Raw genomic sequence first — 13,629 nt, 5'->3', positions numbered from 1 at the left:
GATCGCCTCACCCATCACTGCCACATCCTGGAGACCGGAAACGACAGCTTCCGCTTCAAGAACAGCTCCGCCCAGACCACACCAACAAAGAAGGAGAAAGCACCCACCTTGACCAAAACCTAAGACCCAAACCATACATGAAGGCGGGTCACTTCTCGGCGAAAATCTCGGGTCAGCTCTCAACGGAAATCAACAGCCGCTTTACATTGAGTAGGTCATCTTCCGCCGGAAGAGACAGAGAGGCTGCCAGCTCCTTGAGTTCTTCAATCAGTTCAGGGCCGAGATTGACGGTTTGTGCTAAACCTCCAGTCGTCAGTTGTTCAAAGGCTCGTGCCTCAGCGTCCTGTTTCCAGTGGCGCAACGTTTCAACAGTGAAATGTTCCTCGTCATGGTCAATTTGATGAGCGTGATCACGGCACAGCCAAATGCCATTGGAAAAGCTGCGTCGCTCACCGGAAGTAAGCGATGCGTCGTATCGTGGTCCGCCGGGCGCCGCGGCCGTTATGTGAGCCGCTTCTCCCAACTTGACGACCCCATCGGATCCCTTCTTTGGCCCCACTGTCGGCTTCAGACAGCCCGGTTTTGAGCACAACCATCCCACTCTCTGAGCGAGCAGAAGCTTGGTTCTTTCTGTAAAATCGTTACCGTCGCGACCCATGACACTCAAATGGCCCTTTCCCGTTGCCATTATTGCTTGCCAACGGAATCTAGCTATACCGCATCGGCACGGGCTACTCCCACGTGTCGACGATATTCATTGGTGAAATCGCCGGATATCGCGCGCCAGAAGCGGCAATCTATCGAATATCAAAACACTTTGCAGTTCGTGGATGGAAATAGTCTAGGGGCAATCTTCAAACGGTGGGCGTTGGGTTTGGCCACATCAGAAATTTCGGTCAAGTTGGTTGCATGGCGCCATCACTTTCCGGACGTTGAAAGTTGTCGATCGGCTGACGGCACCTATTGAGACCGTCGAGATTCTAAGACCCAAAAATCGACTGCCGGCGTAAAGCGAGCGGCGCTCCGATATTCGAGGTCTCCGCGCCGTCCCCCCGCACGACGCAAATACAGTTACGTTCGCCAGCTATTTTGCTCTTCATTATGTTCCTTACCGAACGCCTCTTTTCCCTTTCCGGCCCAGAGCGCCAGCGCATGTTCACCTTGATCGCTTTTGAGCTTGTCCGACATCCAGAGCAGTGCGCCGAAGATCATGGTGCGATCGTCATTGGTCAGCTCGACGATACCCGCCTTGACGACGAGACCGCCGAGTTCGATCAGATGCCGCGTTCGCTTTCGCCGCTCGACCTGCCAGGCGCGCATGTCATTGCGTGACAGTGCTGCCTGACGGCGATTGCGCGCTGCCCGGTTGCGTCGGAGCGCGGCCAGTGTTGCGGTGAGGCGCCGATGCAGATCGCCTCGAGCGGCTGTCAAAAAACATGGCTCCGCGCTTGGCCCATGCCTCGCGCTTTGCGGTGTCTTTGTTCTCGGTGATGGCGACCAGCGCGCCGGCGAGTTCGTCGCGTGTGAGGGTGTCGGCGCCGGTGGCGATGACCAGTTCGCCGAGTTGCTGCACCTTTCGCGCTTTGAGGTTTTTGGCCTTGTCCTCCAGCGCCTTCAGTTCCGCATCGTAGTCACGTGGCTTGCGCATCTGCCGTCTCCATATCCGAGAGATTGTCGATGCAGCGATGATAGGCGAGGGCCTGCCGGAAGGCTTCCCAGTTGCCGGGACGGTGTGGCACGCGCCGGTCCATCCCGAGAATTTTTCGAGGGAGGGCGCGCTTATACGTCGTGCCGACGTGCGCTTTGCCGTGCAAATGATCCGGTCGCGATGGCGATCTATCATCTTCACGTCAAGGTCATTGGAAGGAAGGCAGGCTCCAGTGCGGTGGCGTCCGCCGCCTACCGCTCGGCCTCGCGGTTGCGCGACGAGCGCATCGATCGCAGTCACGACTTCTCCGCCAAGCGCGGCGTCGTCCATTCGGAGGTGCTGCTCCCCGACCATGCGCCCGAAGCCTGGAGCGACCGCGAGCGGCTGTGGAACGATGTCGAAGCCTTCGAGGTGCGCAAGGATGCCCAGCTTGCCCGTGAGATCGAGTTTTCTCTTCCGCGCGAGATGACACAGGCACAGGGCATCCAGCTCGCTCGCGACTTCGTGCAGGCCGAATTCGTCGATCGCGGCATGGTTGCCGATCTCAATGTGCATTGGGATGTTGCCGAGGACGGCAGCCTGAAGCCGCACGCCCATGTCATGCTCACCATGCGGGAAGTGGACGAGAGCGGCTTCGGCCAGAAGGTGCGCGACTGGAATCGCACCGAACTGGTCGAGCACTGGCGCGAACGCTGGGCCGAGCTTGCCAACGAACGTCTTGCCGAACTCGACATAGACGCCCGCATCGATCATCGCAGCCTTGAAGCACAGGGCATCGACCTTGAGCCTCAGACGCAGATCGGCGCGCCGGCACAACGCATTGAAGGCTTGGACATCGCCAGCGATGGAAGCGACGCGGCAGATGTTGCCGACCGCGCCGAACTGCACCGCGAGATCGCCCGAAACAACGGCGCGCGGATCATCGCCGATCCTCATCTGGCGCTGGACGCCATCACCCAGCAGCAATCGACGTTCACCCGCCGCGACATGGCAAAGTTCGCGCATCGCCACAGCGACGGCATCGACCAGTTCAACGAGGTCATGGGCGCCATTGGTAATGCGCCCGACTTGGTCGAGCTTGGCCAGGACGCACGTGGACAAAACCGCTTCACCACAAGGCAGATGATCGAGGCCGAACAGCGCCTGCATCGGGCGACGGCATGGATGGCCGAGCGCGACCGTCACGAGGTCAGCGAGAAGGATAGAGAGGCTGCACTTGCCCAGGCCGAACAGCGCGGTCTTGCACTGTCCAGCGAGCAGGCCGATGCGCTTTCGCACATCACCGACGGCCGGGATCTCGGCATCGTCGTCGGCTATGCCGGCACCGGCAAGAGCGCCATGCTGGGTGTCGCGCGGGAAGCCTGGGAAGCAGCCGGCTACGAAGTTCGTGGCGCGGCATTATCCGGCATTGCCGCCGAGAACCTTCAAAGCGGATCGGGCATTTCCTCCCGCACCATCGCCAGCATGGAACATGGCTGGGAACAGGGCAGGGACCTGCTGACTTCTCGCGATGTCCTGGTGATCGATGAGGCCGGCATGGTCGGCACGCGCCAGTTGGAGCGCGTGCTTTCGCATGCGGCGGAGGCCGGTGTAAAGATCGTGCTGGTCGGCGATCCGCAACAGCTGCAGGCGATCGAAGCCGGTGCCGCCTTCCGCTCCATCCACGATCGTCATGGCGGTGTCGAGATCGAGACCGTGCGCCGCCAGCGCGAGGACTGGCAGCGCGACGCCACGCGCGACCTGGCAACGGGCAGGATCGGCGCCGCGCTTGATGCCTATGACGCAAACGGCATGGTGCATGCGGCACCAACGCGTGGCGAGGCGCGCAACGATCTGATCGAGCGCTGGGACCGCGATCGACAGGCGCAATCGGAGGCAAGCCGCATTATCCTCACCCATACCAATGCCGAAGTGCGGGCACTCAACGAGGCGGCACGGGAGAGAATGCGAGACGCCGACGATCTCGGCGAGGATGTCCATGTCACTGTTGAGCGTGGCGCACGAACCTTCGCCAGCGGCGACCGTGTCATGTTCCTGCGCAACGAGCGCAGTCTTGGTGTGAAGAACGGCACGCTCGGCGCCATCGAAGCAGTCAGCGCCAAAAGCATGACCGTGCGCATCGACGATGGCCGTAGTGTCTCGTTCGACCTGAAGGACTATGCCCATGTCGACCACGGCTATGCGGCGACCATTCACAAGGCACAAGGGATGACGGTGGACCGCACCTATGTGCTGGCGACACCAGGAGGCATGGATGCCCATGGCAGCTATGTCGCCCTGTCGCGGCATCGCGACGGCATGGACCTGCATTATGGCGCCGACGATTTTGCCAGCCGGGATAAACTCGTCCGCACACTGTCGCGCGACCGCGCCAAGGACATGGCGTCGGACTACGAACAACGCGATCCGGCCCAAACCTATGCCGAGCGGCGCGGCATCGCCTTCCGCGAGCGGGTCGTCGAGATCGTCAGGAAGATCGTGGCGGAGAAACTGCGTGACAGGATCGATGGTGTACTGGAGGGCTTGCGCGCGCCCGGAGATGCGGCGTCTGGCATAAAGCGTGGAGGTTGGCCGGGAAGGGAGAACGCAGGAGTTCCGATTGGGCACGATGGAGCGCAGCCCGGAAGGGACAGGCCAGGGCTGGACGCGTCGCGCGAAGCGGTTTCCTCGGCGGACCCGGAGGCGGCCTTGCGCAAGGCACGCACGCAGGCGCTGGTGCGCCACGCGCGTGCACTCGACGCGATCCTCAGCAACGGAAGCGCAGATGGCCACGGCACGCCAGAGCAGATGCGCGAACTGAGCGATGCCCGCACCGCCTTCGAAAAAGTTCGCCCGCATGGCTGGCGCGATGCCGAAGCGGCCTACGCGAAAAATCCCGAGTTCGTCCACGAGGCAGGCGCCGGCCAAGTCAATCGCGTCGTGCGTGCCCTCCAACTCGAAACCGAACTCCGCACCGGACGGGGCGCCGATCAGAACATCAGTCCGACCATGCGCGCCGAGCGATTTGTCGAACGCTGGCAGAAGCTGGATCAGGCCAGCCAGCGTCAATATCAGGCCGGCGACATGAGTGGCTACAAATCAACCCGCTCGGCGATGTCCGACATGGCCAAAAGCCTCGAGCGCGATCCGCAACTGGAATCCATTCTAGCCAATCACAAGAAGGCGCTTGGCATCCAGGTCGAATCCGGCCGTCGCCTCGCCCAGGAACTCGCTTTCAACCATGGCATCGGACTCGGAAGGGGGCGTGGTATCGGACTCTGATCCCTCCGACTTGCAGCCCTCTCCACGCCACCTTACGATAAGGCATCGATCCCTCTTGCGCGGCCGTAGCCACTGTTCTGTCTGATCCATTAGGTGTCAGAAGCATTCAGCAGGAGGCAAGCCAGCCATGCCCGAACCAGACCGCATCATCCGCAGCAAAACTGTCCTGGCCCGGACCGGTCTGTCCCGCTCAACCATGTATCGCAAGATCGCCGAGGGCACGTTCCCGGCGCAGGTCAGGATTAGCATGAACGGTGCAGGATGGCACGAGTCCGAGATCAATCGTTGGGTAGAGAACCCCGCATCTTGGAGGCCGCTGCGAGATCGTGATAAAATCTAAAAAGATCGGTGCAAGAGGGCATCGGGCGGCGTGACGCAGTCAACGATCGCGAACGCGGACAGGTGATCTCGCTTCCGTAGCAACACTACTGACCTGTGAGCAGCGGATGTCCTTCAGGTAAATTGCCGTCAGGTTGCTTTCGCTCCCTGTTCGACGGCGATCTCGATGAAGGTTTTCGCGGCCGGGGATGCGGCGTCGGCGCGCCGCGCGATCCCAAGCGTGAAGGACGGTGCTGGCCCAATAATGCGGCGGTAGACGACGGGCGGTCGTTCGAAGTGCTGGAATCGCGATGCGATGAATCCGACACCCAGATTGCAGGCGGCAACGGCCACGATGGATTGCGCTGGCGTCATCTCGATGATCGTGCGCGGGCTGAAGCCCTGTTCGAGACAAAGACCGATGATCCTGTCGTATAGTTGCGGCCCTATCTGGCGGGGAAATAAAATGAATGTCTCTTCTGCCAGGTCCTTCAGCTTGAGAACCGGCCGCTCGCTCAGCGGATTTTTCCTCGACAGCACGACGTCGAAGGGGAGGGTGGCGATGTCGCGGCAACTGAGTTCCCGGTCGTCAAGGGGCGGGTGGAGAATTCCCACGTCGATCTCCCCGCGCCCCAGCGCTTGCTCCTGCTCGGCCGTCGTCAGGCTTCTGACTGCGATCTCCACCTTAGGCATCCTGTTTGCAAACGCCGCGACGATCTCCGGGAGCACGGTAAACATCGCCGGAGCCGTGGCAGCTATTACGAGACGACCGACCGTCCCGGATTCGGCCTGCTTCGCCAGCCGGGCGGCTTCGTCCATGGAGCGAAGAATCTTGCGGGCCTCTGCGGCGAATATCTCGCCGGCGCGTGTGAGCGAAACGCTGCGCCTTGTTCGATTGACCAAGTGAACTTGCAGGTCTGCCTCGAGCTGGACGAGCTGCTGGCTCAGTGCCGACTGGGTGATGTGGCAGCGTGCGGCAGCCCTGTTGAAATGAAGTTCCTCGGAAAGGGCGATGAAACTGAGCAGGCGCCTTCGGTCCATGCTTATGATTAGCATTCAAGATTAGAAAATCAACATTAATAATTGGACTTGCTTGAACTGGCGCGCTTTCCTTCATCGCTGCTGGGAGGAGCGGTCATGAAAATCCTGATGGTCGGCGAAGCGGCCAACCATAAGCAAAAGCTGTCCGACGCTCTGGCGGCGCCAGTCGATATTGCGACCCTCCCGCGTGAGGCATCCTATCAGGCCGACTGGGATGACCGGATCGAGCCCGACGACATCGTCATCTCGCTTCGGCTGAAACGTCCGGCGGGGCGCCTGCCGCCGTTTCGCCTGCTGCACGTTCCCGGCGCCGGTCTGGACGGCATCGACATGGTGGCACTCGCTGCCTCGGTCGAGGTTTGCAACGTCTTCGAACATGAAATCCCGATCGCCGAATATGTGCTGGGCCAGATGCTCAATCACGAAATCCGCTTCGACGATCTCAGGCGCTCCATGTCGGCGGAAAGCTGGTCAGACGTCTATCGCAACCGCGTCCCGCATGGAGAGCTGTTCGGCAGGACGGTCGGTATCATCGGCTTTGGCCGCATCGGCCGGGCAATCGCGACGCGCGCCAAGGCGTTCGGGATGCGCATTCTCGCTCTGGATATCAACGATCCCGGCGACGGGCTTGCGAACGAGGTGATGAAGCCTGCCGATCTGAACCGGCTGCTGCCCCAGCTCGACTACTGCGTGGTCACCTGCCCGCTGAGCGGGGCGACGCACTCCATGATCGGGCATGAGCAACTGTCGGCGATGAAGAAGACGGCACTGGTGGTCAATGTCTCCAGGGCCGAGATCGTCGAGGAGAAGGCGCTTTTCGATGCGCTCGAAAACGGAGTGATCGGCGGCGCGGTGCTGGATGTCTGGTACCGGTATCCGACGGGCGCGGACGACCATGTCCCACCGTCCCGTTTCGACTTCGCCAAACTGCCCAACGCCGTCTGCACGCCGCATTCATCGGCCTGGACGACGGCGCTGCCGGGACGTCGCTATCGCTTCATCGCCTCGAACATCGACCGGCTGCTCCGTGGCGAGCCGCGGTTGAATGTCGTGCGCGCCGCTCACTGATCCGATTCAACGAAGGCCTTTTGCATGACTGATTTTCCTATCCGCATAACGGGGATCAAGACCCTCGTCGTCAACGCGGAGATGCGCAACTGGATATTCGTCAAGGTCGAGACGGACCAGGACGGATTGTTCGGCTGGGGCGAGGCCAGCCTCAACTGGAAGACGCGTGCCGTGACCGGTGCCGTCGAGGACATGGCGCCACTGGTCGTCGGCAAGGACCCGCGCGACATCGAACAGATCGTTCGCACCCTCAACAAGCACTCCTACTATCGTCTTGGCATCATCGGCGCGACCGCGATCAGCGGCATCGAGCATGCTTTGTGGGATATTTTCGGGAAGAGCGTCGGCCTCCCGGTTTGGCGTCTCATCGGCGGCAAGACGCGCGACAAGGTCCGCGTCTATACCCACCTCGGCCTTGGCGACATGAAGTCGGTCTACGAGACTTTCGATCCCGGCTCGCTGCGCGACAAGGCGCTGCAGGTAACCGAGCTCGGCTATGACGCGCTCAAGGTCGTGTTTATCCCCTATTCGCATTTCGCAGTCGACATCCCCTCCCGCCGCCATGTCGGGCGGATGATGGAGACTCTACGCGACGCCGTTGGCGAAAACGTAGATATCATGATCGACTTCCACGGCCGTCCCGCATCAATCGCCGCCGCCCTTCAATATATCGAGGAACTTGCGCCCTATAAGCCGATGTTTTGCGAGGAGCCGGTCATTCCCGGCGATACCGACGCCCTTCGCATGGTCACGGAACGGGCAGGGTGCCCGATCGCGTCAGGCGAGAGGCTCGTCGGCTACAAGGAATTCGAACCGATATTCCAGCAAAAGGCGGTTCATATCCTGCAGCCCGACCTGAACCATACGGGCGGCATCCTGGAAGGCAAACGCATTGCCGCTGCCGCCGAGCAGGCGTTCATGGGCGTCGCGCCTCATAATCCCAATGGTCCGATCGCAGGCGCCGCCGCCCTGCATTACGACGTCTCGACGCCGAATTTCGTCATCCAGGAAGAAATGAGCGGGGCCGTACCCTGGTACGACGATGTCGTGACCACGCCGATGAAGCGCACAGGAAATTCATGGGAGGTGCCGCTTGCCCCGGGACTGGGCGTCGAGGTGAACGAGACGGAGGCCGCCAAGCATCCGTTCAAGCCCGAGGTGATGCACACGCTGGGCGCCGTGCTTGCCGACGGCACCGTCGTCGATTGGTAAGGAGCGCCCAATGACCGCCAACATCCATACATCTGCGATCGCGTTCGAGCTTCCAGGCGGTGTCTATAACGCCACCCCCGCCCGCATCGTTTTCGGCGCCGGATCCCGCAACCGGATCGCGGAAGAGGTGAAACGGTTGGGTTGCAGCCGCGCCGTCGTATTGTCGACGCCCGGCCGCTCTGCCATGGCCGGAGAAACCGCATCGAACCTCGGCGAATATTGCGTCGGCATCTTGCCGGAGGCCGTTTCGCAGGTGCCTATCGAGCTTGCCCGCCAAGGCAGGAAGAAGGTATCCGAAATGGGCGCAGACTGCCTTGTCTGCATCGGCGGCGGTGCGTCCGTCGGCTTGGGGAAAGGCATTTCGCTCGAGCTGGCCTTACCGATCATCGATATCCCCACGACCTACTCCGGCTCCGAGATGACAGGGTTCTGCGGGATCACCATCGATGGCGTGAAACGCATGCACACCAGCCTGAACATGCTGGCCTCCACGGTGATCTACGACGCGGAACTGACCACGGGCCTCCCGGTTCGCGTAAGCGCGGCAAGCGCCATGAACGCATTGGCGCATTGCGTCGACGCGATCTATCTGCGCACCGCTAGCCCGGTCATCAAATGGGCGGCGGTGGAAGGCGCCCAGGCGGTGGTGGAAGGATTGCGTCGCGTCCTGCAGGCACCAGCCGATATCGGGGCGCGCTCGCAATTGCTCTATGGCGCCTACATGGCGGGAGCGGCACTGACGGGAGGATTCGCTTTGCAGCACGGTCTGGCGCATACGCTGGGCGGTTCTTACGGCATCGAGCATGGCCTGTCGCACGCGCTCGTCCTGCCCCATGTCGCCGCATTCAACAGCCGGTATGCCCCCGAGCTGGGGCGCATCCGCGAAGCGTTGGGTACGGAAAACCTCGGCGGTACGATCTTCGATCTCCTGGTCGAGACCGGATTGCCGACCAGCCTGAAGGAGGTCGGGTTCAAGGAAAACGAGCTCGATCGCGCCGCCGCCATCACGATGGAGACGGACAACGGCCTGAATCCCGCTCCGGTGACGGAGCAGGTGGCAAGAGGAATCCTCGAAGACGTCTATCACGGCCGGCGTCCAGACGAGGCGTGAACAACAAGTCAACAAGGGAGGAATGACCATGAAAGCAAAGATCATTACGGCCATCGCCGGCGCGGCGATGGCGATGGGGGCGGCCAGCGTCTCGCTCGCGCAGGACCTGCCGGCGACGCATATTCGCGTGCTCGGCAATTTCAGCTCGGGCGTTCAGACGCAGAAGGTCGAAAAGCCGTTCTGGACGAAAGACATTCCCGAACGGTCGAATGGGAAGATCACCGTGGAGTATAACAACTACGACGTGATGGGCATCAAGGAGCAACAGCTCCTGCGTCTTTCGGAAGCCGGCATCGCTGATTTCGCGTCCACCGACATCGCCAAGCTGGCCGGCGACGACCCGGTGTTTGAAGGGTGCGACCTCACCGGTATCTCGCCCGACATCGAAACCGTGCACAAGGCCTGCGACGCCTGGCTACCTGTGATCGACAAGGTGATGCAGACCAAGTTCAACACCAAGCTGTTCGGGCTCTCGCCCAATCCGGGTCTGGTGTTCTGGTGCCGTGACGGGATATCGGGCCTCGACGACATCAAGGGCAAGAAGGTTCGCGTGAACAGCCGCACCATGGGCGACTTGATCACCGCCCTCGGAGGGACGCCCGTGACGACGCCTTTCGCCGAGGTCGTGCCAAGCCTTCAGCGCGGCGTCTTCGACTGCGCGATCACTGGCGGTCTCAGCGGCAACACGTCCGGCTGGGCCGAGGTCAGCAAATACATGTTCCCGCTACCGGTAAACTGGGGCATGTCGTACCAGTCCGCCAACCTGAACTCCTGGAACAGCTATGCCCCGGAGGTACGCAGCTTTCTGGAGGAGCAGCTCAAGGATCTGGACAAGCGTCTTTGGGCGATCGGCGAACAGGCGCATAACGAAGGCGTGACCTGCAACACCGGCAAGGATCCGTGTACGCTGGGCAAGAAGGCTTCCATGACGCTTGTGCCTGTGTCGGACGCCGACAAGGAGAAGCTGAGGACCATTGCCAAGGACAAGATCGTCCTCGAATGGGCCAGGCGCTGCGGCAAAGACTGCGCCGCGCAGTGGAATGACACGGTCGGCAAGGCCGTGGGGATCCAGATCCCGCTGGATCAGATCTGATCGGTGAAAGCATGAGCACGTTTCGAGAGTTTCCTCTCCCACTTCGACTGCTCGCATCCGTGTCGAGGTTTGCGACGCGCATATGCGGCCTTGTCGTTGTCGGCATGGCCTTCCTGATCGCCATCGACGTGGTGGTTCGGAAGCTGTTCGCGACGACGTTGATGAGCGGCGGCGTGGGGGAGATCTCCGGCTATGTGCTTGCAATCATAACGGCGTGGGGCGCCGCCTCGGCGCTTCTCGCCCGCTCTCACGTCAGGATCGACACGCTGCAGATCATGCTGCCGCGACCGGCGGGCCGGTTGGCCGACATGGTTGCGGTTGTCGCATTCTTCGCCGCAAGCGCTGTCCTTAGCTACGTTGCCTATTTCACCTTCAACCGTTCTCTGATGCTCGACGCGCACTCGATGACCCCGCTCGCGGTCCCGCTCGCCATTCCGCAGGGACTGTGGTTCGCCGGTTTGGCGTTCCTGACATTGATGTCCGCCGCCATAGCGCTGGCCGGCTGCGTCGCTCTCATCAGGCGTGACTATGCGGCGGCACACCGGCTGATCGGACCGCGATCGGTCGAAGAGGAAGTCGACGAACAGAATGCGATCATCGAGTCGAGCTTGACGGAGGCGAAACCATGATCGCCACCGCCATCGGCCTCCTGCTCGGTTTTCTCGCAATCGGCATTCCCGTTGCCGCGACGCTGATCCTGCTGGCGATCATCCTGGGCAGCACGTTCTCGCCGATTCCGCTCGCATCCGTATTTGGCGAACTGGCCTGGAGCTCGACAAGCGAGTTCACGCTGTTCGCCATCCCGCTCTACATTCTGCTTGGCGAGCTGCTGCTGCGAAGCGGCATCAGCGAGAAGATGTACCATGCGATCGCCCAGTGGATGTCCCGGTTGCCGGGCGGGCTGATGCACGCCAATCTGGGCTTTTCGACCGTCTTTGCTGCGATGAGCGGCTCGAGTGTCGCCTGCGCCGCCACGCTCGGAAAGGTCGCGAATCCACTCATCCCGCGCTATCGCTACAATGAGCGGCTGTTCCTGGGCACGATTGCCGCAGGCGGAACCCTGGGAATTCTCATCCCGCCTTCCATTCCGCTCATCCTCTATGGCGTCCTGACCGAGACCTCGATCCCGCAGCTTTATCTCGCGGGCATCATTCCGGGCATTCTTCTGGCGAGCTGCTTCATTCTCACGGTGGTCCTTGCTTGCTACTTCCGCCCGGCATGGGGCGGAGTGCCGATCGAGACCAACTGGTCGGAACGGTTTCGCGCCTTGCCGGAACTCATCCCTCCCCTGCTTATCATCGTCTCCGTCATCGGGGCGATCTACGCCGGCTGGGCCACACCGACGGAATCGGCCGCCCTCGGCGTGATCATGGCGATGATATTGGCCGGCTATCAGCGGCGCCTGTCTTTCCGGCTCGTCCTCGATGCAGCCGAATCGACCGTCATCGTCACGGCCATGCTCGTTTTCATCGTGATGGCCGCCTTCCTGTTGAATTTCGTTCTTTCCGCCATCGGCCTTTCACGGATAGTCACGGACCTTTTCGCCGCATCGGGCCTCTCGCCGACCGGCATCGTCATTACGGCGATTGTCTTCTACCTGATCCTCGGCATGTTCATGGAATCGCTTTCGATGCTGATCGCGACCGTTCCGCTTATCGTGCCCGCCCTCAAGGCTGCTGACGTCAACACCGTGTGGTTCGGCGTCCTGATGATGGTGCTGATGGAGGTGGCGCTGCTTACGCCGCCGGTCGGACTAAACCTGTTCGTCGTGCAAGGCACCCGCGATTCCGGCAACGTCAAGGACGTCATCATCGGCACCATGCCATTCGTGATCGCGATGTTCGTCTTCATAGCGCTGATGGTGATGTTTCCCGAGATCGCCTTGTGGCTGCCAGGCGTGCTGGACGGGCAGTAGGTCTTTCGGGGAGGAGAGGCGGGAGCAACCATGTCCTACGTGATCGATCAGACACCTAACGAATGGCGCAGGGCGGTCGAGGCGTGGCTGTTCGGCCTCGATCTCGTCTCGCCTGCGACGCGGGAATTGATCGTCACGGCCTGGCAAAGTACCTGGAGTTCAAGCCCGTTCAATGCCATCGACGAAGCGCCGTGGGACGCGGTCGCCTTCGACTACACACTTGCCGACCATGTAAACGAAGTCACGCGTGCCGGGCTCAACCTCGCCGACCACGTGGAGAAGGAATGGCAGGTCAAGCTCGATCCCGAAATCCTGGTCCCCATTCTCATCCTTCACGACGTCGACAAGCCGCTCATGTTCGTGCGCGAGAACGGGGTCGTCAAGCGAACCGCGCTCTATCACGAGATTCCGCATGGCGTCGTGGGCGGAATGCTGCTCAAGGAACTGGGCTTTCCCCACCATGTCGTGGCCACCGTCACGACCCATTCTCCGCGCATGCCGTTTCCCGGTCGAAGCTGGGAGGCATATGTCCTTCACTACGCCGACTATCTGGTCTGCGACCACGCGATGATGCGCGCCGGCCAAAAGCCCTTTTATTTCTTCCATGATGTTGAATAACTCAAGCTTACAGTCCTGAGGACCAAGAGCCGTCGATCGATCATTTAAAGGACTTTCTTCTGTGAAGCCTATCGATCTGGCGCAACCGAACACCGAAGACGTTCCGCGGATGTCCGTAGGCATATACGGTGAGCTTGGACGACTGCAGACTAGGCTCAGGACTCATTGTTTCAGAGCCAGAAGATGACGGTTGCGGCGATGCAGATTGCGGAGAAGAAGGTATGGGCGCATCGGTCGTAGCGGGTGGCGACGCGCCGCCAGTCTTTAAGCTTGGCGAAGAGGTTCTCGACCTTGTGGCGCTGGCGGTAGAGCGCCTTGTCGTAAGGATACGGGATTTTCCGGCT

At 61.2% G+C, this 13,629-nt stretch carries 15 protein-coding genes; 10 read left to right on the top strand and 5 right to left on the bottom strand.

The window, feature by feature from the left end:
* On the top strand, positions 1-123 hold a 123-nt coding region (locus ABMA46_RS21210; RefSeq protein WP_349000971.1), incomplete at its 5' end, for an ATP-binding protein.
* A 49-nt stretch (positions 124-172) separates the two neighbouring features.
* Here ABMA46_RS21210 and ABMA46_RS21205 read toward each other — a convergent pair.
* From ABMA46_RS21205 to ABMA46_RS21195, 3 genes are all read right to left on the bottom strand, one after another.
* Positions 173-688 (bottom strand): hypothetical protein, encoded by a 516-nt coding sequence (locus tag ABMA46_RS21205; protein WP_349001989.1) that lies wholly within the window; start codon positions 686-688, stop codon positions 173-175.
* Positions 689-1,071: 383 nt separating this feature from the next.
* Positions 1,072-1,320 carry a conjugal transfer protein TraD gene (locus tag ABMA46_RS21200; RefSeq protein ID WP_349001988.1) on the bottom strand — a complete coding sequence of 83 codons (249 nt, stop codon included), beginning with the start codon at positions 1,318-1,320 and terminating at the stop codon, positions 1,072-1,074.
* A 1-nt stretch (position 1,321) separates the two neighbouring features.
* Positions 1,322-1,648 (bottom strand): conjugal transfer protein TraD, encoded by a 327-nt coding sequence (locus ABMA46_RS21195; RefSeq protein WP_349001987.1) that lies wholly within the window; start codon positions 1,646-1,648, stop codon positions 1,322-1,324.
* 180 nt (positions 1,649-1,828) lie between these two features.
* On the opposite strand from ABMA46_RS21195, the gene traA reads away from it, so the two are divergent.
* Complete coding sequence (traA, locus tag ABMA46_RS21190) at positions 1,829-4,909, top strand: Ti-type conjugative transfer relaxase TraA (protein ID WP_349001986.1); 3,081 nt, start codon at positions 1,829-1,831, stop codon at positions 4,907-4,909.
* Between the two features lie 127 nt (positions 4,910-5,036).
* The gene (locus tag ABMA46_RS21185; protein WP_349001985.1) at positions 5,037-5,249 is read left to right on the top strand and encodes a helix-turn-helix transcriptional regulator; all 213 of its coding nucleotides are present in this window, start codon (positions 5,037-5,039) and stop codon (positions 5,247-5,249) included.
* A 128-nt stretch (positions 5,250-5,377) separates the two neighbouring features.
* On the opposite strand, the gene ABMA46_RS21180 is transcribed toward ABMA46_RS21185, so the two are convergent.
* On the bottom strand, positions 5,378-6,268 hold the full coding sequence (locus ABMA46_RS21180) for a LysR family transcriptional regulator (protein WP_349001984.1): 891 nt from the start codon (positions 6,266-6,268) through the stop codon (positions 5,378-5,380).
* 96 nt (positions 6,269-6,364) lie between these two features.
* Between ABMA46_RS21180 and ABMA46_RS21175 the strand changes: the two genes are divergently transcribed.
* The 7 genes from ABMA46_RS21175 (at position 6,365) to ABMA46_RS21145 (ending at position 13,285) form a co-directional block, all read left to right on the top strand.
* Positions 6,365-7,336 (top strand): 2-hydroxyacid dehydrogenase, encoded by a 972-nt coding sequence (locus tag ABMA46_RS21175; protein WP_349001983.1) that lies wholly within the window; start codon positions 6,365-6,367, stop codon positions 7,334-7,336.
* 24 nt (positions 7,337-7,360) lie between these two features.
* On the top strand, positions 7,361-8,548 hold the full coding sequence (locus tag ABMA46_RS21170; protein ID WP_349001982.1) for an enolase C-terminal domain-like protein: 1,188 nt from the start codon (positions 7,361-7,363) through the stop codon (positions 8,546-8,548).
* Positions 8,520-9,659 carry a maleylacetate reductase gene (locus tag ABMA46_RS21165; RefSeq protein ID WP_349001981.1) on the top strand — a complete coding sequence of 380 codons (1,140 nt, stop codon included), beginning with the start codon at positions 8,520-8,522 and terminating at the stop codon, positions 9,657-9,659. The genes ABMA46_RS21170 and ABMA46_RS21165 overlap by 29 nt, the downstream gene beginning before the upstream one ends.
* A 67-nt stretch (positions 9,660-9,726) precedes the next feature.
* Positions 9,727-10,752, top strand: coding sequence for a TRAP transporter substrate-binding protein (locus ABMA46_RS21160; protein ID WP_349001980.1), 1,026 nt, complete (start codon positions 9,727-9,729; stop codon positions 10,750-10,752).
* Positions 10,753-10,856: 104 nt separating this feature from the next.
* On the top strand, positions 10,857-11,381 hold the full coding sequence (locus ABMA46_RS21155; RefSeq protein ID WP_349001979.1) for a TRAP transporter small permease subunit: 525 nt from the start codon (positions 10,857-10,859) through the stop codon (positions 11,379-11,381).
* Positions 11,378-12,667 (top strand): TRAP transporter large permease, encoded by a 1,290-nt coding sequence (locus ABMA46_RS21150; RefSeq protein WP_349001978.1) that lies wholly within the window; start codon positions 11,378-11,380, stop codon positions 12,665-12,667. Before ABMA46_RS21155 ends, ABMA46_RS21150 begins: the two co-directional genes overlap by 4 nt.
* A 30-nt stretch (positions 12,668-12,697) precedes the next feature.
* Positions 12,698-13,285 (top strand): HD domain-containing protein, encoded by a 588-nt coding sequence (locus ABMA46_RS21145; protein ID WP_349001977.1) that lies wholly within the window; start codon positions 12,698-12,700, stop codon positions 13,283-13,285.
* Between the two features lie 170 nt (positions 13,286-13,455).
* Here ABMA46_RS21145 and ABMA46_RS21140 read toward each other — a convergent pair.
* Positions 13,456-13,629: transposase (locus ABMA46_RS21140; protein WP_349001678.1), on the bottom strand; the 174-nt coding region annotated here is incomplete at its 5' end.

This window comes from Mesorhizobium hunchu, from assembly GCF_040081975.1.
In the GTDB taxonomy this organism is placed as follows: Bacteria; Pseudomonadota; Alphaproteobacteria; order Rhizobiales; family Rhizobiaceae; genus Mesorhizobium; species Mesorhizobium hunchu.
Note: the sequence above shows the minus strand (reverse complement) of the source record. Positions and strands in the feature narration are given on the sequence as shown.

Coding starts and splice junctions, on each gene's coding strand:
- ABMA46_RS21200 (WP_349001988.1), bottom strand. CDS start 1,320: ATGCGCGCCTGGCAGGTCGAGCGGCGAAAGCGAACGCGGCATCTGATC.
- ABMA46_RS21185 (WP_349001985.1), top strand. CDS start 5,037: ATGCCCGAACCAGACCGCATCATCCGCAGCAAAACTGTCCTGGCCCGG.
- traA (WP_349001986.1), top strand. CDS start 1,829: ATGGCGATCTATCATCTTCACGTCAAGGTCATTGGAAGGAAGGCAGGC.
- ABMA46_RS21175 (WP_349001983.1), top strand. CDS start 6,365: ATGAAAATCCTGATGGTCGGCGAAGCGGCCAACCATAAGCAAAAGCTG.
- ABMA46_RS21180 (WP_349001984.1), bottom strand. CDS start 6,268: ATGGACCGAAGGCGCCTGCTCAGTTTCATCGCCCTTTCCGAGGAACTT.
- ABMA46_RS21155 (WP_349001979.1), top strand. CDS start 10,857: ATGGCCTTCCTGATCGCCATCGACGTGGTGGTTCGGAAGCTGTTCGCG.
- ABMA46_RS21205 (WP_349001989.1), bottom strand. CDS start 688: ATGGCAACGGGAAAGGGCCATTTGAGTGTCATGGGTCGCGACGGTAAC.
- ABMA46_RS21160 (WP_349001980.1), top strand. CDS start 9,727: ATGGCGATGGGGGCGGCCAGCGTCTCGCTCGCGCAGGACCTGCCGGCG.
- ABMA46_RS21170 (WP_349001982.1), top strand. CDS start 7,361: ATGACTGATTTTCCTATCCGCATAACGGGGATCAAGACCCTCGTCGTC.
- ABMA46_RS21150 (WP_349001978.1), top strand. CDS start 11,378: ATGATCGCCACCGCCATCGGCCTCCTGCTCGGTTTTCTCGCAATCGGC.
- ABMA46_RS21195 (WP_349001987.1), bottom strand. CDS start 1,648: ATGCGCAAGCCACGTGACTACGATGCGGAACTGAAGGCGCTGGAGGAC.
- ABMA46_RS21145 (WP_349001977.1), top strand. CDS start 12,698: ATGTCCTACGTGATCGATCAGACACCTAACGAATGGCGCAGGGCGGTC.